Annotated in this window: 25 protein-coding genes; all 25 read right to left on the bottom strand. The window is 30.4% G+C overall.

The window, feature by feature from the left end; translation table 11 throughout:
- Positions 1–120: 120 nt before the first annotated feature.
- Positions 121–1,359, bottom strand: a complete 1,239-nt coding sequence (locus tag F594_RS0104755; protein ID WP_019034741.1) for a DNA polymerase Y family protein — start codon at positions 1,357–1,359, stop codon at positions 121–123.
- A gap of 242 nt (positions 1,360–1,601) precedes the next feature.
- Positions 1,602–2,315: a YoaK family protein gene (locus F594_RS0104750; protein WP_019034740.1), complete on the bottom strand. Its 714-nt coding sequence runs from the start codon at positions 2,313–2,315 to the stop codon at positions 1,602–1,604.
- Between the two features lie 105 nt (positions 2,316–2,420).
- Positions 2,421–3,629: a dicarboxylate/amino acid:cation symporter gene (locus F594_RS0104745; RefSeq protein ID WP_019034739.1), complete on the bottom strand. Its 1,209-nt coding sequence runs from the start codon at positions 3,627–3,629 to the stop codon at positions 2,421–2,423.
- Positions 3,630–3,802: 173 nt separating this feature from the next.
- Positions 3,803–4,315, bottom strand: coding sequence for a GAF domain-containing protein (locus tag F594_RS0104740; protein ID WP_019034738.1), 513 nt, complete (start codon positions 4,313–4,315; stop codon positions 3,803–3,805).
- A gap of 405 nt (positions 4,316–4,720) precedes the next feature.
- Positions 4,721–5,146 carry a 3-hydroxyacyl-ACP dehydratase FabZ gene (fabZ, locus tag F594_RS0104735; RefSeq protein ID WP_019034737.1) on the bottom strand — a complete coding sequence of 142 codons (426 nt, stop codon included), beginning with the start codon at positions 5,144–5,146 and terminating at the stop codon, positions 4,721–4,723.
- The gene (gene fabF, locus F594_RS0104730; RefSeq protein WP_019034736.1) at positions 5,136–6,353 is read right to left on the bottom strand and encodes a beta-ketoacyl-ACP synthase II; all 1,218 of its coding nucleotides are present in this window, start codon (positions 6,351–6,353) and stop codon (positions 5,136–5,138) included. The genes fabZ and fabF overlap by 11 nt, the downstream gene beginning before the upstream one ends.
- A complete protein-coding gene (locus F594_RS0104725; protein WP_019034735.1) occupies positions 6,350–7,060 on the bottom strand; it encodes an SDR family oxidoreductase in 711 nt (236 codons plus the stop codon). The genes fabF and F594_RS0104725 overlap by 4 nt, the downstream gene beginning before the upstream one ends.
- The gene (locus tag F594_RS0104720; protein WP_019034734.1) at positions 7,053–7,961 is read right to left on the bottom strand and encodes an ACP S-malonyltransferase; all 909 of its coding nucleotides are present in this window, start codon (positions 7,959–7,961) and stop codon (positions 7,053–7,055) included. The genes F594_RS0104725 and F594_RS0104720 overlap by 8 nt, the downstream gene beginning before the upstream one ends.
- A complete protein-coding gene (locus F594_RS0104715) occupies positions 7,958–8,974 on the bottom strand; it encodes an NAD(P)H-dependent flavin oxidoreductase (RefSeq protein ID WP_004825978.1) in 1,017 nt (338 codons plus the stop codon). The genes F594_RS0104720 and F594_RS0104715 overlap by 4 nt, the downstream gene beginning before the upstream one ends.
- Positions 8,958–9,890: a nitronate monooxygenase gene (locus tag F594_RS0104710; protein WP_019034733.1), complete on the bottom strand. Its 933-nt coding sequence runs from the start codon at positions 9,888–9,890 to the stop codon at positions 8,958–8,960. The genes F594_RS0104715 and F594_RS0104710 overlap by 17 nt, the downstream gene beginning before the upstream one ends.
- A gap of 1 nt (position 9,891) precedes the next feature.
- Complete coding sequence (locus F594_RS0104705; RefSeq protein WP_019034732.1) at positions 9,892–10,788, bottom strand: 3-oxoacyl-[acyl-carrier-protein] synthase III C-terminal domain-containing protein; 897 nt, start codon at positions 10,786–10,788, stop codon at positions 9,892–9,894.
- On the bottom strand, positions 10,779–11,666 hold the full coding sequence (locus tag F594_RS0104700; RefSeq protein WP_019034731.1) for an acetyl-CoA carboxylase carboxyltransferase subunit alpha: 888 nt from the start codon (positions 11,664–11,666) through the stop codon (positions 10,779–10,781). The genes F594_RS0104705 and F594_RS0104700 overlap by 10 nt, the downstream gene beginning before the upstream one ends.
- Entirely contained in the window at positions 11,656–12,510 is an 855-nt protein-coding gene (locus F594_RS0104695) for an acetyl-CoA carboxylase carboxyltransferase subunit beta (protein ID WP_019034730.1), read from the bottom strand. Before F594_RS0104695 ends, F594_RS0104700 begins: the two co-directional genes overlap by 11 nt.
- Complete coding sequence (locus tag F594_RS0104690; protein ID WP_019034729.1) at positions 12,491–13,870, bottom strand: acetyl-CoA carboxylase biotin carboxylase subunit; 1,380 nt, start codon at positions 13,868–13,870, stop codon at positions 12,491–12,493. Before F594_RS0104690 ends, F594_RS0104695 begins: the two co-directional genes overlap by 20 nt.
- The gene (locus tag F594_RS0104685; RefSeq protein WP_019034728.1) at positions 13,864–14,268 is read right to left on the bottom strand and encodes an acetyl-CoA carboxylase biotin carboxyl carrier protein; all 405 of its coding nucleotides are present in this window, start codon (positions 14,266–14,268) and stop codon (positions 13,864–13,866) included. Before F594_RS0104685 ends, F594_RS0104690 begins: the two co-directional genes overlap by 7 nt.
- Positions 14,261–14,491, bottom strand: a complete 231-nt coding sequence (gene acpP, locus F594_RS0104680; protein ID WP_004825905.1) for an acyl carrier protein — start codon at positions 14,489–14,491, stop codon at positions 14,261–14,263. The genes F594_RS0104685 and acpP overlap by 8 nt, the downstream gene beginning before the upstream one ends.
- Before the next feature lie 208 nt (positions 14,492–14,699).
- On the bottom strand, positions 14,700–15,950 hold the full coding sequence (gene purD, locus F594_RS0104675) for a phosphoribosylamine--glycine ligase (protein WP_019034727.1): 1,251 nt from the start codon (positions 15,948–15,950) through the stop codon (positions 14,700–14,702).
- 7 nt (positions 15,951–15,957) lie between these two features.
- On the bottom strand, positions 15,958–17,463 hold the full coding sequence (gene purH, locus F594_RS0104670) for a bifunctional phosphoribosylaminoimidazolecarboxamide formyltransferase/IMP cyclohydrolase (protein WP_019034726.1): 1,506 nt from the start codon (positions 17,461–17,463) through the stop codon (positions 15,958–15,960).
- A 4-nt stretch (positions 17,464–17,467) separates the two neighbouring features.
- A complete protein-coding gene (gene purN, locus F594_RS0104665) occupies positions 17,468–18,070 on the bottom strand; it encodes a phosphoribosylglycinamide formyltransferase (RefSeq protein ID WP_019034725.1) in 603 nt (200 codons plus the stop codon).
- The gene (gene purM, locus F594_RS0104660; RefSeq protein WP_009345033.1) at positions 18,054–19,082 is read right to left on the bottom strand and encodes a phosphoribosylformylglycinamidine cyclo-ligase; all 1,029 of its coding nucleotides are present in this window, start codon (positions 19,080–19,082) and stop codon (positions 18,054–18,056) included. Before purM ends, purN begins: the two co-directional genes overlap by 17 nt.
- A 5-nt stretch (positions 19,083–19,087) precedes the next feature.
- Complete coding sequence (locus F594_RS0104655) at positions 19,088–20,365, bottom strand: amidophosphoribosyltransferase (protein WP_009344988.1); 1,278 nt, start codon at positions 20,363–20,365, stop codon at positions 19,088–19,090.
- A gap of 3 nt (positions 20,366–20,368) precedes the next feature.
- Entirely contained in the window at positions 20,369–20,845 is a 477-nt protein-coding gene (gene purE, locus F594_RS0104650; RefSeq protein WP_009344986.1) for a 5-(carboxyamino)imidazole ribonucleotide mutase, read from the bottom strand.
- A 129-nt stretch (positions 20,846–20,974) separates the two neighbouring features.
- Entirely contained in the window at positions 20,975–21,655 is a 681-nt protein-coding gene (locus F594_RS0104645; RefSeq protein WP_009344989.1) for a phosphoribosylaminoimidazolesuccinocarboxamide synthase, read from the bottom strand.
- A gap of 364 nt (positions 21,656–22,019) precedes the next feature.
- Complete coding sequence (ppk1, locus tag F594_RS0104640) at positions 22,020–24,161, bottom strand: polyphosphate kinase 1 (RefSeq protein WP_019034724.1); 2,142 nt, start codon at positions 24,159–24,161, stop codon at positions 22,020–22,022.
- Entirely contained in the window at positions 24,162–25,052 is an 891-nt protein-coding gene (locus tag F594_RS0104635; RefSeq protein ID WP_019034723.1) for a Ppx/GppA phosphatase family protein, read from the bottom strand. It lies immediately after the preceding gene.
- Positions 25,053–25,209: the final 157 nt, after the last annotated feature.

The raw sequence follows: 25,209 nt of genomic DNA, 5'->3' as shown, positions 1-25,209 counted from the left end.
TTTTCAAATAATAGTAAAATAGATCCGCCTCATTATATAAAATTTACCTTAGAAATTGCATCAAATTTATCAGTTTATAAAAACCTCTAATCTTATCTACATAATTTCTCTTTATTTTTCTTAAATCCAAAACGAAGTCGGCATTGTCACAAGTTCCCTACCATCATTAGGCATTTTTAAATCCCCTATCAAATTCCCATAAGTTATTGAATTTTTACCATATCTATTTCTTATATTATAAATAGCTTTTTCCAGACTTAAGTATTTGAAATGTTTTTTTACATCATTAAATAAATCCACCTGAATAGCCTCTCTATTTTGTATAAGCTTTATAGCCCTTATATATAAGGCCCTTATTTTTTCATCATCTTTAAAAGTAAAGTTTTTCAAAAAAACATCCATAGCCTTAGCTGAAATTTCCAGGGTGGAATTTGACGGATAATCTAATAAAACATCTGAACTCTCGTGAGATAAATTATTTTTTCTATAACCAACATTAACACCCCTTGCCAGATAGTTATTCTCTATTAACCTTTTAGATATATCTTCACAAAGCTTTTGAATTACAGCCCTCACCTCTTCATAATTTAAAAGATCTTCCTTACAAGTTATAGAACGGCCTATACTTTTTATTGGAATAATCTGATAATAATCCTTAACCCTAGTATTATCCATACCATTTGCCCAATTATAAATTTTTATCCCATTAATGCCCAAATTTTTTCTCAAAATTTCAGGGTCAGCCTCCGCTAAATCTCCTAGGGTTTTTATATTGATTTTATTTAGCTTTTTAGTAGTTTGAGGTCCAATCATTATCATATCCTGAACCTTTAAAGGCCATACAATTTTTTTATAATTTTCCTTATATATAAAAGTGCAATAATCAGGTTTTCTCATATCACTTGCCAATTTAGCAAAGACTTTATTAAAACTCAGACCCACAGAAACGGTAACTTTAAGCTCAGTTTTTATTCTTTCCTTAATTTCAAAGGCAATCTTTTCAGGACTTCCAAAAAGTTTTTTACTTCCCGTGATATCTAAAAAACACTCATCCATACCGTAAGGTTCAACTTGATTTGTATAAGAATAATAAATTTTTTGAGCAGCCTTGGAAATTCTTATGTATTTCTCATAATTTGGTGGGAAAATTAAAAGATTTGGGCATTTCTTTTTAGCTTGCCATATAGGTTCACCAGTTAAAACTCCAAACTTTTTTGCCATAGGAGTCTTAGCAAGAATTATCCCGTGTCTTAACTTTTCATCTCCACCAACAGCAACGGGTTGACTTTTTAAATTTGGCTTGTCTATAAGTTCGCAAGAAACATAAAAACTGTTCATATCCACATGTAATATATCCATAAAAACCCCCCAAACATTTGTTTAAATATATTTTAAAAACATCAGTTCCGTTTGTCAATACATTTTTATAGTTTATATAAAACTTTGTTTTTTTATCAGTCATTGAGCAAAATAAAAAAATTTATTGGTATTTTAAAATATATAGATAATATGAAATTTCTCTCAGTTTTTAACATTTAAAGTCAACAAAAAAAGAACTTCATTTTTTGAAGTTCCCTTATTTATTAAAACAATATAAAATTTTACTTAACTAACTTTCCTTCTTTAATATCTTCTTCCCTTTCATCCTCATCAATTTCAAGGAAAAATAGAATAAAAGCAATAATTAAAGAAATCAAAGCTCCCCAAACACCTCTTAAAGAAAATTTGCTAACACAGGTATAACCAAAAGCTGCGCCAATAGCAAATACAAAAATGATTGTATAATAATGAATAGCATTTTTAAAAAATCCTCTCTCTTTTAAAAATAAAAACCTTGCCAAGTGATCACTAGCATTTCTAATATTTCCAACACACATAGCGGTATTTGTAGAAAGTCCCTTTATTTTTTTAAAAGCAGTAATCTGCATAGAACAAGACAAAGACAAGAGTGCATTAACAATACTGTTATATTTTTCGGGCATAAAGCCACAAAAAATAACTATAAGAATTTGAAAGCCTAAAATCATTTGTCGCCAATTAAATTTTAACTTATCGGCTAATTTTTCTTCAATAAAAACAGCTACAAAAACTCCTATAAAAAATGCTCCTATAGGAATTAAGTATTTTATTGTACCTTCAAGATTTCCTGTAACAAGTTGCTTAGCCAAAAGAACCACATTACCCGTTTGGGCATTTGCAAAAACTCCTCCTCTGGCAAAGTATGAATATGCATCTTGGAATCCACCCGTTAATGTCAATAAAACTGCCAAGCGGAAAGATTCAGCCATATTTTCTCTTCTGTAATCAATAATCATATCATCCACTTTCCTTCTTTTGCGAATTCCCACTTATAATATTACTCATTTTTCATTTTGTCAAATAAAAAAATAGAAACTTGAACAAAGCAAGTTTCCAATTAACTAATTATTATTTTTCACATTTATAGAATTTTCATTTTTCCCTGGAACTTTTTTAAAAATACCTGTAACAATAAGAGCGATAGCTCCATCTCCAGTTATATTACAAGCAGTTCCAAAAGAATCTTGAAGGGCAAAAATTGACAACATAAGGGCTGTGCCTGTATCGTTAAAACCTAAAACGCTAGTAATCAAACCAAGAGATGCTACAACAGTCCCTCCTGGAACTCCAGGAGCTGCAATTGCAAAAATACCCAAAAGCAAAATAAATAAAATCATAGTAGGAATTTTAGGCATAGCACCATAAAGAATTTGAGATACAGTCATAACAAAAAAAGTTTCTGTTAAAACTGAGCCGCACAGATGTGTGTTAGCACAAATAGGTATGACAAAATCTCTTATCTGGGCATCTAAAACCTTAGATTTTCTGGCACATTTTAAGGCTACAGGAAGAGTTGCCGCACTAGACATAGTTCCCACTGCTGTAAAATAAGCCGGACCATAATGTTTAAAAACTTCTTTAGGATTTGCCTTAGAAATAAAACCTCCAATAGAATATAGAAAACCCATCCATATAAAATGACCAACTATAACAATTAAAATTATCTTTAAAAATACTGGAAGTTCATGTATAACTACACCTTCATAAGAAAGTTCGGTAAAAGTCAGACCAATATAAAAAGGCAAAAATCTAATAACGACTTTATCAACCATAGCTAAAACAATCTTATTAAATTCCAAAAGAAGATTCTCCCAAGTTTTTGAGTTTGTCCATAAGACGCTCAGTCCAATCAAGACTGATGTTATAAGAGCAGTCATTACAGGCATAATAGGTGCTATTTCAAGATTAAAAATAGCTTTAGGAAGTTCATTAGCACTTACTACATTTTCAGCAATATTTAAATGAGGAATAATAATTCTTCCTGCAAATAAAGACATAGTAGCAGCTCCAACTGAGGATATATAACAAATAGCTAAAGTTACAGATAAAATCTTTCCTGCTGAATCTTTCAAACTAACAATAGAAGGTGAAATAAAACCAAGTATTATTAGAGGAACCATATAGCCAATAAAATCTCCTAATATTCTTTTTATGGCATCAACAACTCCTACTAAATTCTCATTGATACTCTGCCCAAGAAAAATACCTATAATTATTGCAATAATTAATTTAAAAACAAGACTATCAAAAAAATTAACTTTCTTTTTCATATTCACACTCCATTCATAGTTTTCTTAGACAAAAATCGCCCAACTTCTACTATAATATAACTATGATAAATTTTTGTCAATTGAAATTCACACAGAGTTAATATAAACAAGAAAAATTTTTTAATAAAAACCTGTAGTAATTATAATAAATTATATAAATGCTTAATGCAAAATTAAATATTTTTTAATTCTTCATATGTTTTTTCTAATTGGTCTTCCATAAGTTTTACTAAGTCTGCAAAATATTTTTCTTCAACTTCTCCAAATCTTGCAATTTTTGGCGAGTCTAAATCCAAAACCGCAATCACCTCTCCATGTATTTTTATAGGAAGAACCATTTCAGAATTTGATGAACTGTCACAAGCTACATGATCCTTAAATTCATGCACGTTTTTTACTCTTATAATAGACTTATTTTGCCAAGCACTTACACATACACCCTTATCTTTTAGTCTAGTGCAAGCTGGCAATCCTTGAAAAGGTCCAAGAACTAACTGGTCTTTACGAACTATATAAAATCCTGCCCAATTAAGATCTTTTATTGTTGCCATTATTACTGAAGATAAATTTGCCATCATTGCAACAAAATCACTTTCAATTTCTATTGTTGCTTTGGCAAAACTAACCATATATTTTAATCTTTCTTCATTGTTTAAATTTTCTATTCCTTTTATTTCAAAACTCATTTTACACCTGCAATTTTTATAGGATTTTAATAATTTATAATATTTTTCCATATTTTTTAAAGTGCTAAAGAAAATATTCTATATTTTAAAACTTGTTATTATTTTTTATGCACAAAATAATTTATAAATAAAGTAAAACTTATTCTAAAACAATAAATTTAGAATTTCTCTACCATACTCATAAATAGTGATAGGCATAAATATTAGCACTTTCCTTGTAATTATATAGTAGGATAAAATTTTAGTCTATAATTAATAATTATATTTTATTTTTAACAATGGTCTATAATATCTATAAAAATATATAGAAAAATAGAATTGGACAATTTACTCATAATAAAAGTACATTAAATTTCAAGTTTAAATGTTACTAAAGTAAAATATAATATGAATTTTTACACTTTTTTATTTATCTATAAGGGCAAAGGAAAATTCGCAAGTGGCTACTATCTTATCTTCTACTTTTACTTGTGATTTTGCTATGCCTATATTTAATTTTTCTTTTACAAGCTGAGTTTTTATATATGCTGTGTCGCCTGGCTTCAACTGGCTTTTAAATTTTGCATTTTTTATAGACGTAAAGACTGCAAGTTTATTTTTATTTGCTGATAAAATTGCAATTGCTCCTGTTTGTGCACAGGCTTCTATTATTAAAACCCCCGGCATTATGGGTCTATCTGGAAAATGTCCCTGAAAAAATTCTTCATTGTATGTGAGATTTTTTACCCCTAATGCCCATTTACCTTCTTCACCATCTATTATTTTATCTATTAATACAAAGGGATATTTGTGGGGAAGAATTTTTAAAATTTCTTCTATTTCATATTTCATCTTTTACCTTCTTAAAAATTACTGAAACATTATGACCGCCAAAACCAAGTGAATTTGTCATTACATAGGTCAAATTTTTGTCTAGGGCTTTGGTATTTATATTTATTGGGCACTCATCATCTTTTTCTTTATAATTAATTGTCGGAGGAATGAAATTATTATCCAAGGCTATTAAAGAAATTATTGCTTCTAAGGCTCCACTTGCACCTAAGAGATGACCTGTCATTGATTTTGTGGAGGAAATATTTGCATGAGTAAAAAGTTCTTTATAAATTTTACTTTCCACTTTGTCGTTTAACTTAGTTGAAGTTCCGTGAGCATTTATATATTCAATTTTTGTGGCATCAATTTTAGCTGAAGCTAAGGCTTCTTCCATGGCTTTTTTGGCAAATTCTCCACTTTCTAAGGGAGCAGTTATATGATAGGCATCTGTTGTTGCTCCTGCTCCTATAATTTCTCCATAAATTTTTGCCTTTCTTTTTTTAGCTTGCTCGTATTCTTCTAAAACTAAAATTCCTGCTCCCTCTCCCATCACAAATCCTTGTCGTTCTTTATCGAAGGGAATAGAGGCTCTATTTATATCATCTGAAGTGCTCAAGGCTTTCATTGATTCAAAACCAAAAATTCCTAATCTATTAATAGATGCTTCACTTCCACCAACTATAACTATATTATTGTAACCATCTTTTATATGCCTGTAGGCATCTAAAATTGCTGTTAGTGATGAAGCACAGGCTGTTACACTTGTGGAGGAGTATCCATGAATACCTAAATCTATTGCTATCATGGCAGATGTTATATTTGCTATTGACTTTGGAATAAAAAATGGAGAAATTTTTTCATATCCCTTGGTATTTGCTTTCTCGCTTTCTTCCTCTATTGTTGTAAGTCCACCAATTCCTGTCCCTATAATTATTGATGCGTTTTTTATTTCTTCTTTTGAAAGTTTACTATCTTTTAATGCATCTCTTGCTGCCAAAATGCCAAAGGCACTGACCCTATCCATCCTTCTCAATTCTTTTTTTGAAAAGAAATCTTCAAGATTTATATCAGCTTGGCATGCAAATTTTACTTTAGAATTTTTGTTGTCGAAGAGTGAAATTTCATTTAAAGCATTCTTGCCTATTTTTAAATTTTTTGTAAGCTTATCTATGGTATTTCCCAAGGGAGATATAAAACCAATTCCAGTAACTACGACTCTATTCATAATAATCCTCCATCAACTACAATTTCTTGTCCATGAATATAAGAGCAATCTTCACTTGCTAAAAAATATGCAAGACTTGCAACATCTTTTGCTTCTCCCAATCTTTTGGCTGAAATTTTATCTACATATTTATCTTCTAAGCCCTGTGTCATTTGACTTTTTATAAAACCTGGGCATATGGCATTTACATTTATATTTCTTGATGCAACTTCTGCACTTAAAGATTTTGTTAGACCCAAAAGTCCTGCTTTTGATGCTGCATAATTTGCCTGACCAATATTACCTCTTAAGGCTACCACAGAGGAAATATTTATAATCTTTCCATATTTATTTTTTATCATATTTTTCAAGGCATATTTACACATATAAAAGGCTGAATATAAATTGCTTTCTATAACATAGGAAAAATCTTCATCTTTCATTGTCAATAGAAGTTTATCTCTTGTGACTCCAGCATTATTAATAAGGACATGAATCTGACCAAATTTTTCAATGGTTTTTTCTACAATATTTTTACAATCGGATGAATTTCTTAAATCACCTTTAAGGAAAATTACATCCTTATCATCTTTAAATTCACATAAATTTATTAATTTTTCTTCACTTCTATAAGCCAGTGCAAGCTTATAATTTTCTTCTTTAAATTTTCTAGCACAAGCTAGACCAATCTTGCCACTTGCTCCCGTGATCAGGACTACTTTATTCATATTTACTCCTAAATTCTTCATAAGACTTGTAAGTTGATATCGCATAAGTCTTTACGTTTTTATTAATTTTTTTGACAAACTTTGAAAGAACATTATAAAATCCTATCTCTACAAATGTATCAATTCCATCATTTATCATATTTTCAATTATACTTTTAAATTTTACTGGGCTTGCTACTTGAAAAGCCATTATTTCTTTTAAATCTCCACCCTCATATTTTTGTCCGCTTAGGTTTAGGTAAAGACTTTTTTGGGGTGGTTTAAATTCAATATTTTCAAAAAAATCTCTCAAATCTTCTTTCACTGGATTCATATAAGATGTGTGGAAAGGACCTGAAACTTTAAGGGAAATAGATCTAATGCCCCTATCTTTAAATATTTTTACTGCTTCCTGCAAATTATCCTTAGACCCAGAAATTACTATCTGTCCATCAGTATTGATGTTTGAAATTTGTCCATAATTTTCTTTTGTGCTTAATTTTTTTAAAACTTCCTCTACAAGGATATAATTATTTGTCATCAAGGCATACATTGATGTGTCAAGTTTTTTGGAAACTTCCTGCATCCTTTGCCCCCTATATTTTGCAATTTTAATTGTATCTTCTATGCTTATTACATCTGACTTATAAAGGGCAGAGTATTCTCCAATAGATAAACCGGAAAAGCCATCAAAATCTATATCTCTTAGCAAAAAAGATACCATTGTTTGGAAAGCTATAAGGGCAAGCTGGGTGTTTTTTGTTTCTTTAAGTTTTTCTTCATCCATATTAAGAACTTTTAAAATTTCATCTTTTTCTTTTAAATTATCAATAAAACTTCTTGCCTCTTTAGAATTTTCATAAAAATCAAGACCCATATTCATTATTTGTGAGCCTTGACCAGCAAATAGTAATGCTTTCATATATTAAAATAATCTCCTATAATTTCTTTTACATTTCTAATTTTATTTATTTGATCTATTCTTGCTCCTGAAAATACAAGTCCCTCAAAGCCTAGGACAGATTTTATTAGATATTCTGAAATACAGTATTTCATATTTATTGAGTCACAAGTTTTTATGCATCTTATGCAAGAAATATTTCTTTTCTTGATATTTTCTTTTTCTATATCATAAAGAAACTTATTTTTTATTGCCCTTGCGGGCATTCCTACTGGAGAATTTATTATTGATAAATCTTCATCTCTTGCCCTTATGATTTCTTTTTTGAAATTTTCATGAGCATCACACTGGTAACTTGCTATAAAGGGTGTTGCAACTTGAACTCCATAAGCTCCCATGGATAAAAATTCTTGGACTTCTTCTTTATTTCTTATGCCGCCTGCTGGAAAAACTTTGATTTGTAAATTTTCTTCTTTTAAAAAATTTAAAATTTCTTTTGTAATTTCTCTTAGGCTTTTAGCTTTATTTACATCTTTAAAGCCGAGATGGCCACCAGCTAAAGGACCTTCTACAATTATTAGATCTGGAACTTTATCAACTTTTTTCCATCTCTTTAAAATTATTCTTAATGCCCTTAGAGATGAAACAATAGGACCGATTAAGACATTTTTCCCCTTTGTCAGCTCGGCTAAATTTAAAGGAAGTCCTGCCCCAGAAACTATCAAATCTACACCAGCTTCAATTGATTTTTTTACAATCTCATCGTAATCTAAGGTGGCATACATAATATTCATGGCAATAATACCTTTGCCTTTAGAAATTTCTTTAGCTTTTTTAACTTCCTGAAAAATTGCCCTATAGTTAGCAGTCTTTCTGTTTTTAAAAAAATCTTTTTCTTTAAAGCCAATATCAGCTGCTGAAATTGTTCCAATGCCGCCTAATGATGCAACACTTCCTGCAAGTTTTGAAAGAGAAATTCCTACTCCCATTCCTCCCTGGATTATTGGTATTTTTACCTTATCTTCTATTCTCATAAAATTCTCGAACTTCTTTATATTCATGGTAAAATTTTTCAAATAAGTCCTTGATAGAGAGTATTTCATTTATTTGCCCGACAACTTCTCCTGCCATAATTGACCCATTTTCCATATCACCAACCTCAACTGCTTTTTTCAAGGCTCCTAAGGTAAGTTTTTCTAGAGCAAGTTTATCTTTATTTGTTTTTTCAATTTCAAGATAAGTCCTTGCCATCTTATTTTTTATTACTCTTGTTTTATAAGCATTTGTCAGTCCTATAACTGTTATGTTAGAAGATTTTGATTTTATTATTTTTTCCTTATAATTTTGGTGGATTGGGCATTCAAAAGTTGCTAGTAAACTTGTGCCAAACTGAATTCCACTTGCTCCTAAAACTTCCGCAGCAAAAATTTGCCTACCTGATCCTATACCACCGGCTGCTACTACAGGAATATTTACTGCTTGTGCTACTTGAGGAAGAAGTACCATTGTTGAAATATCTCCTATGTGGCCAGCCGCCTCCTCGCCTTCAACAATTATTCCATCAGCACCTAACTTTTCCATTCTTTTTGCAAGGGCTATGGATGATACTATTGGAAACACTTTGATCTTATTTTCTTTAAATCTTTTCATATATTTGCCAGGGTTTCCTGCTCCTGTAGTTAGAAATTTTATTCCTTGTGAAATCACAATATCAACCAAGGCATCAATTTGAGGATTTAGCAAAAGAAGATTAACTCCAAATAATTTATCTGTATTTTCTTTTGCGATTTTTATTTCTTTAAGCAGATCTTCTGGGCTCATCCCACCTGTACCTATTAAACCTAATCCACCAGCTTCAGATACGCTTGCTGCAAACTTTCCCTTAGAAATATTTGCCATCCCTCCCTGAATAAAGGGATATTTTATATTTAAAATTTTTTCTAAATTCATTTTAACCCCTAACTATACACGTTTGATAATTTAATCCTCCTCCAAAACCGCAGAGAAGAATTTTTTTGTCCTTTAATATATTTTTTTCATACAAATCTCCCAGGCTCATTGCCACAGAAGCCGAAGATGTATTGCCCATTGTTTCTATGTTTGAATAAAAATATCCTTTAAAATGTTTTTCTACTGAATTTTTTATTCTCTCATTTGCCTGATGAAGTAAAAATATATCTATATCCTCATCTTTTAGACCTGATTCTTGCAAAAGTTTCTTTATAGACTTGGGAACTTCATTGATAGCAAATTTAAAAACTTCCCTACCATTCATTTTTAAATAAGAATTTCTTTTTAAAGTCAAATTTTTACTATCAAAAATTGTCCCTAAGTCCTTATAAAATTTTGATGAATCCTTTTTATACAAAACTGCTCCTGCACCATCGGCAAAAATTATCGCAGTAGACCTATCTGCCATGTCCGTAAAATCTGATAATTTTTCAGCTCCAATTACAAGAGCTAGCTCATTTTCTTTGAGATAAGTTTCGCATAAGATGCTTGCTCCAACAAAACCTGAACAAGCCATATTTATATCAAAGGCTAAAACTTCCTGTGGAAGAGATAATTTTCCATGAACATAAGAAGCTAAAGATGGAACAATATAGTCCCCACCAATAGTTGAAACTATTAGTATTTTTATTCTTTCTTTCTCTTCCTGACTTAAGTTTAATTTAAAAGCCACATCTGTAGCCATTTCAGAAAGAGGAGTATGGGATATAAATCTTTCTTTTATTCCTGTTCTTTTTCTTATCCACTCATCTGTAGTATCCAGTCTTTTTTCAAAATAAAAATTATCTCTTTTATCCTCTAAATCAATTTTTGAAGCTTTTTCTATAATTAATCCCAATTCATATACCTCTCGTGTCTTTTTTCTATTAATTCTACTGATGAAAATTTTTGTAAATCTTTAAATTTTTCATATACATCTTTTTGTAAATAAGAAAAAATTTCTTTATAATACTCATAAGATGGATCAATTTTCTCCGGAATTATTTCCTGACAGATGTCAAAATCTTTCATATCCTTTGCAGTAAATTTTAAAAGTTTTGCAGCTTCTTCTACTTTACTTGAATCTCTAAAAATTATTGAACCGAAACCCTCAGGTGAAAGAATGGAAAATATTGCATTTTCAAGCATAATTAAATAATCACAAAGACTTAAAGATAAGGCTCCTCCGGAATATCCTTCAGAAATAATTATTGAAATTATAGGAACTTTTAAAGAAGACATCGTTAAAAGAGAATTGGCAATTTGTTGAGATTGACCATTTTCTTCTGATTTTGGTGAGGGATTAGCTCCTGGAGTATCAATTATTGTTAGTACAGGTCTATTAAATTTTTCTGCTTCTTTAAAAATTCTTATAGCTTTTCTGAAACCTTCAGGGCTAACCATACCAAAATTGTTTTCTACTTTTTCCTGAAAAGTTTTTCCTTTTTCTATAGCTACGAAAGAAATATTTAAGTCTTTTATTCTACCTATTCCAGAAATTATTGAAGAGTCTTCTCCACCTATGCGGTCACCTTTAAAAATCAGCTTATCCTCTAAAATATTATCTAAAAAATCTATAGATGTCGGTCTGTTTTTTTCTCTAGCAAGATAGAGCCTATCAGTCGAGCTGATGGAAATGTTAGAAATTTTATTTTCCATATATTTTTTGTAGCTTTGCATATCTATATCTTTATTTAATTTTCTGTAATAATTTTCAAATATATCTTTAATTGCCATACATATCCTCATGAAATGATAAAATTTTTCCTAAATATTGACGTATTTCTTTTCTACATAAAATTTCATCTACAAAACCATTTTCTAAAAGAAGCTCAGCACTTTGAAAATCCTCAGATAATTTAATATTTAAAGTTTTTTCTATAACTCTTGGACCTGAAAAACCAATATGAGCATCCTTTTCAGCAACGATTATATCGCCTAGGCTTGCAAAACTTGCCGTTACACCACCCATTGTGGGATTTGTCAAAACTGAAATGTATAAATTTTTTTGCAAAAATTTTGATAAAGCGTTGACAGTATTTGCCATCTGCATAAGAGAAAAAATCCCCTCCTGCATTCTTGCACCCCCACTTAGGGCAAAGGAAATCAAAGGAAGGGAGTTTTCTTGTGCGATTTCAATGGCTTTTCTGATAATTTTACCTGTATTTAATGCCATTGAACCCATAAAAAATTCTTTTTCCATTGCAAAAACAAGGCAAGGATAGGATAAAATTTTCCCTTTTGCTAGTACCACAGCTTCCTTTAAACCAGTTCTTATATGAGCGTTTAAATATTTTCTATCATAATTGGGATAATTTATTTTATTTGAAAATGAAATATCAAAATCAATGACTTCATAGGAGGCATCCATAATTTCATCAATTCTTTTTAAGGCTGGCATGGGAAAATATCCACCGCATTTGCAAATGTAGGAATTTTTTTCTAATTCTTCCTCTGATATATACTTGTTGCAGATGGGACATTTTCGGATTTTTTTACCTCTAGCCTTAATCTTTGCTAAATTTCTTCCAGACCTTATATCAGCTAAAAGTTTTTTTCTATTATTCCAAAAACTTGTCATAGTAAGACCTCATTACTTTTAATATATTTTCTTCATTATTTTTTATAAAGGACGTATCATAATTACCTTTAATAAAGGAAAAATCGTGGCAAATTGTGTATAAGTACCAGATATTTGTTGAAATTCCAGAAACGAAAGTTTCTTCCAAGGCCCTCCTAAGTTTTTTTATAGCTAAAGTTCTTGTCCTATCCTTGACAATTAATTTACCGACCATAGAATCATAATAAGGTGAAATTTCTGATCCAGTAAATAAATCTGAATCAAATCTTGTATCAACTCCCCCAGGCTCATGAAAAAAATTTACTCGTCCGCAGGAAACTGAAAAATTATTTAGGGGGTCTTTAGCTATAATTCTTGCTTCAATAGCGTGGCCCTTAAGTTCAACTTTTAAATTTTTTATATCAAGACCAGATGCTATTTTAAGTTGGCTCTTGACTAAATCAACACCTGTAACCATTTCTGTAATCGGATGCTCAACTTGAATTCTTGTATTCATCTCTAAAAAATAAAAATTTTCATCTTTATCAACTAAAAATTCCACAGTCCCAGCATTTTTATATGCACAAGCCTTGGCAGATTTTCTTGCTGCATCATATAATTTTTCTCTCAAGCCTTGGGATATGCCAGGTGATGGAGATTCCTCAATCATTTTTTGATTTTCTCTTTGTATAGAGCAGTTTCTTTCACCTAAACATAAAATATTAGAAAAATCATCACAAAGTATTTGGACTTCTATATGTCGAGGATTTTCTATTAATTTTTCCATGTATATTGAATCATCTTTAAAAGATGCCTTGGCTTCCATTTTAACTAGAGGAAATTTTTCCACCAATTCTTCCCTAGAATCTACCCTTCTTATTCCTTTGCCACCACCGCCACTAGATGCCTTTAAAAGCAAGGGATAAGAAATTTTTTCGGCTATTTTTATAGCCTCTTCAACACTTTTTACATTCCCATCAGAACCAGGAACTGTTGGCACTCCATTTTCTCTCATTGTTTTTATAGCAAGAGATTTATTGCCCATATTTTTAATAGTTTCTGGGTCCGGTCCTATAAATTTGATTTTATTTTTCCTGACAAGATTTGCAAAATAATATGATTCTGATAAAAATCCATAGCCTGGATGAATACCATCACAATTTCTTGCCTTTGCCACAGTCAAAATTTTATAAACATTTAAATATGATTTAGCCGGCAAAGCCTCGCCAATTGAATAACTTTCATCAGCTAGTTTTACAAACAATGAATTTTCATCTGCCTTGGAATAAACTGCGCAAGTTTTGATTCCCATTTCATGACAAGCTCTAATAATTCTCAGGGCAATTTCTCCCCTATTTGCAATTAATACTTTTTTTAACATTTTTCCATCTCAAAAATTACATCTCCCTGGCCAACCAAGTCTTCGCTATTGAAGTTAATTTTTCTTATAATTCCGTCAAAGGGTGCCTTAAGCTCGTTAAAAACTTTCATTGCTTCTAGGATACATAAAACTTGACCCTTCTTAACCTTGGAATTTAGCGAAACATAATTTTCCTTACCCTGTCCCTGTGATAAATAAATAACACCGACAATTGGAGAACATATCTCTTCAAAAGTCTTTTCATGAGTTTCTTTTAAAGGTGTCTCTGTATTTTTTATTTCAATTTCCGCTTTTTCTCCACCCTTTTCTAAAAAAAGTTCAAAATTATTATCTTTAAATTTTAATTTTGACAAATTTGAATTTATAAATTTATCAAAGATAGTGTCAAAATTATTCATTTTCTTTATCTACGAAGTTTACTATATCTGAAACTTTTTTAAACTTTTCCAAAACTTCATCAGGAATATCTATACCAAATTCTTCTTCAATAGCCATAGAAATTTCGACCGCATCCAAAGAATCAGCTCCTAAATCATCAGAAAGAAGCGAGTCGAGCTTAACTTCTTCAGGGCTAACTCCTAAATTTTCTACAATAATATTTTTAATTTTATCAAAAGTCATAATTATTCTCCTTTTTATAATTATTTTATTTAATTTCTTTAAATAGTTTATATTGTTTTAATAACTATGTCAATAGATTTTTAATAACTTTTCTATTGCTCTTACAATATATTTTTTCGGAAAATAAAAATAAATTTTCTCCTGTTTTTTAAAATAAAAAAGAAACAGCCCTCTTGGACTGTTTCAAATTCTTAAATATTATATTTTTTTATATTAAACCTATGTCTTTTCTGTAGTACATATCTTGAAAATTTATTTTTTCAATATTTTTATATACTTTTTTCCTTGCTTCTATTAAATCTTTTCCAAGGCTTGTTACTGATAAAACTCTTCCACCATCAGTATAATACTTTCCATCTTTTTTTACTGTTCCATTATGGAAAATAATTACATCTCCATCAACTTTATCAAGTCCTGTAATTTCTTTACCTTTTTGATAGGAGTTTGGATAACCTCCTGAGCATAAAATTGTTGTTAAAGAAACTTCATCTTTCCACTTTATATCATCTTCACTTAAGGTATTATCTAAAGTTTTCATCATAATTTCCAGCAAATCGCCTTTTAATCTTGGCATCAATACTTCTGTTTCTGGATCTCCAAAACGCACATTAAATTCCAAGACTTTTGGAATATCATTTTCAATCATAAAACCAATAAATAAAATTCCATAGTAGGATATTTTTTCTTTATTAAATCCTATTTCTATGCCTTTTAAAATCTTTCTAATCTCTTCCTCGGTTTTTTGTGAAAATTTATCGCCTGGCGAATATGTGCCAACTCCCCCTGTATTTGGTCCCACGTTGCCGTCAAATATTTGCTTATGGTCCTTGCAAGTTTGTAATGGGAAGAATTTATTATTTGAAACTATGCACAGTAGCGATGCTTCAAAACCCTTTAGATATTCTTCTATTACTACTTTTTTTCCTTGGTCTTTAAATATTTTATCTATAAAAATTTTTTCCAGAGATTCCAAGGCTTCTTTTTTATCTTGGCATATAAATACACCTTTACCTAAGCACAAACCGTCAGCCTTAATAACTAAGGGATAGGAAAATTCTCCTAGATAATTTTTTGCACTGTCATAATCTATGAAAGATTTATATTTTGCAGTAGGGATATTATATTTTTCCAAAAATTTCTTGGTGAATTCTTTTGACCCTTCAAACCTTGCACAAGCTTTATCGGGTCCAAAAATTTTTAAATTATTTTCTTTGAATTTATCTACAATTCCTGCACAAAGTGGATCTTCAGGACCCACAACTGTTAAATCAATTTTTTCTTTTTTGGCAAAATCTAATAATCCATCAATATCTGTAGGGGAAATATCAACATTTGTAGCAAAATCTTGACTTCCTCCGTTGCCCTTTGCCATATAAATCTTATCTATATTTTTTGATTTAGAAATTTTCCAAGCAAGAGCATTTTCTCTTCCGCCTGTTCCAATAATTAATACTTTCATATTCCTCCTAGTGTCTAAAATGTCTGATTCCTGTAAAAATTATTGCCATTTCGTGTTCATCTGCATATTCAATTACTTCCTTGTCTTTTACAGAGCCTCCTGGCTGTATAATAGCCCTTACTCCAGCCTTATTTAAAAGTTCCATAGTATCTCTAAAGAAAAATCCATCAGATGCACAAACTGCTCCCTTAATTTTTTCTCCAGCCCTTTCAATTGCTTCCTCAACTGCCCAAGATCTCTTTGTTTGTCCTTGACCTATCCCAAGACTTGCTCCATCTTTTGCAATTACTATTGAATTTGAAGCAGTATATTTTACACACTTAAAGGCAAATTTCAAATCTTCCATTTCTTTTTCTGTGGGTTTATTTTTTGAAACAATTTGCAACTTATCTTCATCTAATAAAATATCATCATAATCTTGAACAATTATCCCATTTAAAACTTCTTTAAAAGATGTGTCTAATTCAAAGTTATTGAAATCTTTAAGCTCAATAAGTCTTATATTTTTCTTCTTTTCCAAGATTTCAAGAGCTTCAGAAGTAAAGCCTTGTGCTACAACAATTTCCAAGAAAATTTCATGCAAAAGTTCGGCTGCTTCTTTATCTACAATATGGTTTATTGCAATTATACCACCAAAAATTGATTCATCATCACAATCTCTTGCTTTTATAAAAGCTTCCTTAACACTTTTTCCACTTCCTATGCCACAAGGGTTTGTATGTTTTACTGCAACAACTGTTATATCATCAAATTCACGAGCTGCTTTAACTGCTGCAAACATATCATAAAGATTATTGTAGGAAATTTCTTTTCCATGTAATTTTTTATATGGTGCATAAATTTTTCCTTGGTAATAAGCTGCCTCTTGATGAGAATTTTCTCCATATCTCAACTTATTTGAGAAGGTATATGATTTATTGATATATTTTGGAAATTTTTCTTCTGCTTTTTCTTGAAAATAATTACAGATAACTGAGTCATAATGAGCAGTTAATGAAAAAGCTTTTCTGGCTAATGTTTCTCTAAAAGTCATATCAATTTTATTCTCTTTTAGAGCTTCTATTATGCTCTTATAATCTGACGGTTCTGTAACAATAAGTACATCCTTATAATTTTTTGCTGCAGCCCTAATCATTGATGGACCACCTATATCTATGTTTTCTATTAAAGTTTCATGGTCTTTACCTTCTCTAAGACAATTTTCAAAGGGATAAAGATTATTAACTATCATATCAATTGGCTTTATTTGTTCTTCTTCTATAGTTTTTTTATCGTCTTTATTATCTCTTCTGAATAAAATACCACCATGAATTTTAGGATGAAGGGTTTTTACTCTGCCTGATAATATCTCTCTTTGTCCTGTTACTTCTTCAACTTCTTTAACAGGAATATTATTTTCTTTTAGTGTTTTAAATGTCCCTCCAGTAGAGATAATTTCCCAATCTAAAGCTACAAGTTCTCTTGCAAATTCTACAATATTTTCTTTGTCATAAACCGAAATTAAAGCTCTCATAATACTACCTTTCTATTTTCACTCTGTTTTCAATAACTCTTAAAGACCCTTGGCAAAAAAGTCTTACACTTTCTACTAAAATTCTATGTTCAACTTCCAAAACTCTTTTTTGTAAAACTTCTGGACTATCTTCAAAATTAACCTTTACAGCTTCTTGCATAATGATCGGTCCCATGTCAGTTTCAGCCGTAACAAAATGAGTAGTTGCTCCTGTTAGCTTAACTCCACTTTCAATAACTTTTTCATGAACCTTTATACCATAAAAACCATCTCCACAAAAAGATGGTATTAGAGAAGGGTGGATATTAATAATCCTATTCTCAAAGTTTTTAATAATAAAATCCGGTAAAATTTTCAAATATCCTGCTAAGACTATTAAATCAATATTTTCATCTTGCAAAATTCTAAAAATTTTTTCATTGTCTTTTTCTACAATATTTTTTATGCCTGCATTTTGAGCTCTAACTAAGCCGTAGGCACTTTTTTTGTTAGATAAAACAAGCTTAATTTTACCCTTAAAAACGTTTTTGTCTTGTCCTTCTATTAAGGCGGCAAGATTAGTGCCGCCACCTGAAATAAAAACTGCAATATTAATATTTGAGGTCAATCTTATTATCCCCTTTTACTACACTACCAACTTTATAAATTGAATCATAATCTTTAAAATGATCCATTACTTTCTTTTCATCATTTTTATCCACTGCAAAAATTAGACCTATACCCATATTAAAAGTTCCATACATATCTTCTAATTTAAGATTTCCCCATTCTTGTAATAAATTAAAAATTTGAGGTCTTTTAACTTTACTTAAATCAACTTTTGCACAAAATCCATTTGGAATCATACGCGGCACATTTTCGTAGAAACCTCCACCTGTGATATGGCACATTCCATGAATTAGACCTTCTTCCACAAGGGGTAGCATCTCTTTAACATAAATTTTTGTCGGTTCTAGTAAAGTTTGACCTAAGTTTTTTTCTAGTCCTTGAAATTTTTGATCTAGGGAAAAGTTATTTTCTTCAAATACAATTTTTCTAACCAGTGAATAACCATTTGAATGTATGCCTGAAGAGGATAGTCCAAAAAGAATATCCCCTTCTTTTATTAAAGATTTATCTATAATTTTTTTCTTATCAACAATTCCTACTGCAAAGCCTGCTAAATCATAATCGTCAATATTATAAACACCTGGCATTTCTGCAGTTTCTCCACCAATTAAAGAAGCTCCAGCAATCTTACATCCTAAACTTACACCCTTAACAATTTCTGCCATTTTTTCAGGCACAAGTTTACCAGCTCCAATATAGTCAAGGAAAAATAAAGGTTTAGCACCTTGGCACAAAATATCATTTACACACATTGCTACACAATCTATGCCAATAGTGTCATTTTTTTTCATCTTTTGAGCTATTATTACCTTAGTTCCTACTCCATCAGTTCCTGAAGCTAAAACTGGTTCTTCGATATTTTTGAAATTTATATCATAAAGACCTGAAAAACCTCCAATAGCTGAAAGTACATTAGAATCGTGAGTTTTTTCAACAATAGTTTTAATTAGTTTAACTTCTTCTTGACCGGCTGCTACATCAACGCCAGCATCTTTATAATTAATTGACATTTATCTTACTCCTTAAATGGGTCATTGCCCCCAAAACATTTTTCATAGTAATTTTTATTACCGCAAGCTTCACGTAAGCCTTCTAAACTAATATATCCTAAAGAATCGGCACCTATTAGTTTTCTAACTTCTTCAATGCTTCTGTCATGAGAAATAAGTTCTTCTTCTTTTGGAATATCAAAGGTTAAAGAACCAGAATTAATTACTGGAGGAGATGCTATTCTTATATGAATTTTATTGACTCCTGAATCCTTTAATATTTCTATAACTCTTTTTATAGTATTTCCTCTTACTATAGAGTCATCAACAAGAACTACATCCTTTCCCTTTAAAAATTTCTTAATCGGATTAAGTTTAATTTTTATATCTTTTTTTCTCATATCATCTGTTGGTAGGATGAAAGTTCTTCCTATATATTTATTTCTAACGATGGCATTTTCATATTCTATTCCACTAGCCTTGGCAAATCCAATAGCAGCAATAAGACCTGAATCTGGAGAGCCAACAACTATATCTGCCTTAACAGGATTTTCTCTATAAAGTATTTCTCCCATTTTTAGTCTAGCATCATATACTGAAACTCCATCAATTATAGAATCTGGTCTTGCTGTATAAACCATTTCAAAAATACATGGGCAATAAGCTCTTTCTTTGGCAAAATAAGACTTATAACCATTTTTGTCGATAACGACTATTTCACCAGCTTGCAAGAAGTGATCCACTTGACCACCATTAGCTTCTATAGCACAACTTTCTGTTGAAACTATAGTTTCACAACCCTTGTGACCAATTACAAGAGGTTTTATTCCATAAGGGTCACGAATGGCAATCATCTTATCTTCTTTGGCAAATAAAATAGAATAAGCTCCCTTCAAATAAGAAATAAATTCTATAATATCATCCATACTTCTATTTAAAACTTCTGAGATTTCTTCGGCTTCAACTTTATTAATAAACTTTCCATCAATAGCTATTAAAGCTTTTTCCCCTTCAGTTCCTGGATAAAACACCCAAGGCATAGGTAAAAGGGTTTTATCATCATCAGAAAATGGATATCTAACGTGAGATAAACCCACATATCCTTCTAATCTATTTATGTTATCAAATTTAATGTTATCCGTTACAAGTCCTTTGCCCTTGACTTCTGAAAGTTTGTCATTTTCTAATAATGAAACTCCCATTGCATCTTGACCCCTGTGTTGGAGGGCAAATAAACCTGAATAAATTGTAGGAAAAACATTAACATTTTTTTTGCTTGAAAATACTCCAAATATTCCGCTCATATCTTAACCTTCATATCTATATTCTGTATTTTTAATTTTTTCAGCCATCGTTTTTTTGAAATTGTCAAGCTTTCTTTGAAGTTCTTGATCTTTTAAAGCAAGCATTTGAACTGCAAGAATTGCTGCATTTTCTCCGCCATTAACTGCGACTGTAGCAACAGGCACGCCACTTGGCATTTGAACTGTTGAAAGAAGTGAATCAAGTCCATCCATAAGAGAAGACTTAACAGGGATTCCAATTACAGGTCTTGTTGTTATACCTGCAATTACTCCAGCTAAGTGAGCTGCTTTTCCAGCAATTCCAATAAATACTTCAGATTCTTCTTGGGCATTTTCTACATAATTTTTTAAAAGATCAAGTGCCCTATGAGCTGAAATAACTTTTACTTCATAATGAACATCAAATTCCTTAAGTTTTTTTACAACTTTGTCCGCAATTTCTCTATCGGAAATTGAACCCATTATTATTGAAACTCTCAATTTTACCTCCTAATAAATTTTTACCCTATAACATATTTAAGGAAAAGAAGTCCTACAAAAAAGAAAATCATATCTAGTAAAATACTTTTAATGTAAAAACAATCTTTTCCTTCTACAAATAATTTCTGATTAAATTCCCATATATTTTGAAAGTTCAAGAGGTTTAATATACTTACCATCCTTGTAAGCTCTCATATTTCCTCCAGAAACTTCATCAATTAAAACTATTTCATCAGAACCTGCTAAACGACCATATTCCAATTTAATATCGTAAAGGTCAAGTCCTTTTTCCTTTAGTATATCTTTAATGATATTAGAAATTTTAATATTCATTTGGCAAATTTTATCATATTCCCCTTCTTTTAAAATTCCTAATTGAACTAAAGCATCTTCGATAATTAGAGGGTCATCTCTATCGTCATCTTTTAGAGTTATTTCTGTATAATTATTAAGTGGTTTTCCTTCTTCAATATATGAACCATATCTTCTAATAAAAGATCCAACTGCAATAAATCTTGTAATAACTTCAATACCCTTGCCAAAAACTGAAGCTTTTTTAACTTCCATAACATTTTTTTCAAGATCAGCATTTATATAGTGAGTTTTTATTCCTTCTTCTTTAAGTCTTTCAAAGAAATATTTTGAAACTTTAATACATTCATGACCTGCACCTGCAACTGAACCTGCTACTTGATTTCCGCCAGTATCAAAAACACCATCAGTTCCTGTCATATCATCCTTAAATTGCATAAAAAATTTTCCATCTTCTTGAAATAAGTTTTTTGTCTTTCCTCTGTAAGTAACTTCCATCTTAAAACATCCTTTCTCAAAAAAAATAAGCCCGAGAGATAGGTTAGCGAAACCTATCCCCCTGGGCTTTTGTCCCTATGGTGTAATGCCTACGGCACTCGTACCGCTCGGTCCTTAGATAAATCTCGGATCCCTAGGCACGCTTTCGCCCACTTTCATGAGCTCTCGTACAGTCATAGTATCAATAATATTATTAAAAGTCAATAACTTTTTAAGTAAGATTATCCTAAATTTTCATAAGTTTTTGTTCACACTAGAAAAATAAAGTTTTAATCTCCATTAAATTTATTAACTTTTTTTAGAAATAATTTCTTGAAAAAAGACTCCCTTTATATTTAAGGAGTCTAAAACTTAGGAGGCATTATTAATTTTTAAATAAATTTATTAACTTTTGGAAAAATCCAACTTTACTTGTTTTTTCTTCTCTTTCCACCACAATATCTTCATATTGCCTATAAATATTTTCTTGTTTAACTTTTTCTTCCCTTTCTGCCTTTTCAATAAAATACTCTTGAGATGAAATTTTCTCCCCGTCTGTGTCAAATTTTTCGTATTCTCCACCGGAGTTCATCAGCCTCCCTCCCACATTGTCCTTTAGTTGCACATCTATATAAGATAAAATTCTTTTTTTTATATCAGGATCAAGTATAGGAGTTGCGATTTCAACTCTTTTTTCTGTGTTTCTAGTCATAAGGTCTGCTGAAGATATATACACATGTTGGGCATCTTTTCCGAAAACATAAATTCTTGGGTGTTCCAAAAATCTTCCTACGATTGACCTTATAGTGATATTGTCACTGTAGCCTTTTATACCCGGTATTAGACAAGAAATTCCTCTAATTATCAAATCAACCTTACAGCCCTTTTGACTAGCCTCAACAAATTTTTCAATAAATTCTTTATCAGTCAGAGAGTTAAATTTACAGCAAATATATCCCTTTTCTCCCTTATTAATTTCCATATTAACATAATCCATTAAGCCTGTTTTTAAAGATGTGGGAGATTGTAGTAGGTACTTATATTTACCATTCAAATTTCCCATGGACATATTTTTAAAAAAGTCTGTAGCGTCAAGACCTATATCTGGATTTGCAGTCATAAAACAAAAATCCGTATATTGTTTAGCTGTTGATTCGTTATAGTTACCCGTCCCTATTTGGCTTATATATGAAAGATTTCCAAATTTATCTCTAAAGGTTATCAAACAAATTTTTGAATGTATTTTATAAGCATTAAAGCCGTAAATTATATTGCAGCCTTCTTCATAAAGCATATTTGCATAGTTAATGTTACTCTCTTCGTCAAATCGTGCTTTTAATTCAACAAAAACAGTTACTTCTTTCCCATTTTGAGCTGCATCGCAAAGATATCTAACTACTTTAGAATTCTTTGCCAGCCTATAAATTGTTATTTTAATTGACCTACATTCAGAATCCTTAGACGCCTCTTTTAATAGCTGCAAAAATGTTTCCATCGTTTCATAAGGATATGACAAAAGCCTATCTTTTTCCCTAATAGCAGAAATAATTGAGCTATCTCGTCCTAATGGATTGTGGGCGATGAATGGTTTGTAAAGAAGTTCATTTTTCCTTGCTCCTGGAATATCATCAATAAGTGTAAATACATATTTCATAAGCAGGGGGGAATTCAGTTCAAAAACCTGTTTTGCTTTAATATTTAGCTGCTTAAGTAAAAATTCTAACACCGGTTCCGGCAATTTTCCACAGGATTCAACTCTTACCACATCAAGCCTTTTCCTCTTTTTTAAAATATTTTTCATATAGGCTTGGTAATCGTCAAATTCTTCCAGTGTATCTCTATCATCTGTAAAATCTGTATTTCTGGTCGTCTTAAAAACATTCTTGCTAATTATTTTATAGCCCTTAAAAATATTTTCCATTTGAGCTAATAAAATATCTTCCATTAAAATATAATCTGTGTTTTGTCCCGGTAATAGTAAGTATGTAACATAAGATTTCCTTACGGGAACAATGCCAAAAACATTTTTTCCATTTTTTTCCAAATAACAAATTATATATAATTTATTATTTTCCAAAAATGGAAAAGGATGGTTTAAGTCTACTATTTGAGGCGAAACTAATTGATCAATATTTTTTAGATAAAAATCATCAATGAAATTTTTTTGTTCTTCATTTGCTTCTTCATATTTTAAATTTCTAATTTTATAGTTTCTTAACTTTTCAGTGATTTCTTTGTATATCTTATCTTTTTTTGCATACATAGGAGGAAGCATTTCAAGTATGGCATTAATTTGTTCATTTGCGTTCATACCAGTTTTATTATCACGAGCTTCTTTTTTTAACAGTGATAAGTCGTGCAAAGAGCCAACTCTTACCATAAAAAACTCGTCTAAATTAGAAACAAATATACTTACAAACTTTAATTTTTCTAGTAGCGGAACATGATCTTCCACCGCTTCTTCTAATACTCTTTCATTAAACCTCAACCAAGATAACTCTCTATTTTGAAAAAATTTTTCGCTCATTTAATTTCCTTCCAATACTCTTAAATGCAAGTAACCCTCACGCACTCCCTTGTTTGAAACTTGTATATCTTCGATGTGAAGATATTTACATACTGTAAATAAAATAATAAGTCCTGGAACAAGGGTATGAATCCTCGATGGATTTACCTTAATTATTGTTCTTATTGTTTCTTTATCTTTATTCTTTATATTTAATAATAAATTATCAAGCTCATTTAGGCTGAAACATTTTTCATCTTTTCCATATAGCTCACTAATTACTTTACCGCAGGCACGGACTGTACCACCGATTCCAATAAGCGTATTATAAGTATTTTTAAAATTCTTGGAACTTATTTCCTTCAATACTTTTTTTTGAATTATATCTATTTCCTTTTTCTTAGGAATAACTAGTGAAACATATTGAGAAAATAAAAGTAAAGAGCCTATTTGCAAATTTAAAAATTCACTAGCGTTATTTTTTTTGAAAGATACAATTTCTGTACTGGCACCTCCAATATCAATTGTAAGTCCCTTATCAATATTAAAATCTTCAAAAATCCCTACATTACCCATGAGAGCTTCTTCTTTTTGACTTAACACATCAATATCAATATCAAGCTTTTCTTTAACCTCTCTTAGAACCTCATCCCTGTTAGATAAATTTCTTAAAGAAGCTGTTGCAAAAGGATTGAAACTGCAATTACCAATTAAATCCACAATTCTTTTTATAGATTCAAGAGTTCTTATCAATTTTTTAATTCCCTTAGTGCTTAAAGCTCCATTTTCCACATAACTTATAAGACCAGCAGTATATTTCTTATCAAATATATTCCTTTCCTGATTTTTGTAAATTTCAAAAATAATAAGTCTAATTGTGTTTGAACCTATATCAACTATTGCATAATTCATTATTAACCCCTAACTATTTCAAATAAATTCTAACCTTGCATTGTAAAGTTTTTGTAAAGAATTAATTTATACTATGTAATTTTTATACCCTAAATACAATAAAAAATGTAATATTTATAATGTAAAATCTTTAGGTCACTTTATAAAAATTTTTTTA

It is taken from the genome of Peptoniphilus lacrimalis DSM 7455 (assembly GCF_000378725.1).
In the GTDB taxonomy this organism is placed as follows: Bacteria; Bacillota; Clostridia; order Tissierellales; family Peptoniphilaceae; genus Peptoniphilus_A; species Peptoniphilus_A lacrimalis.
Note: the sequence above shows the minus strand (reverse complement) of the source record. Positions and strands in the feature narration are given on the sequence as shown.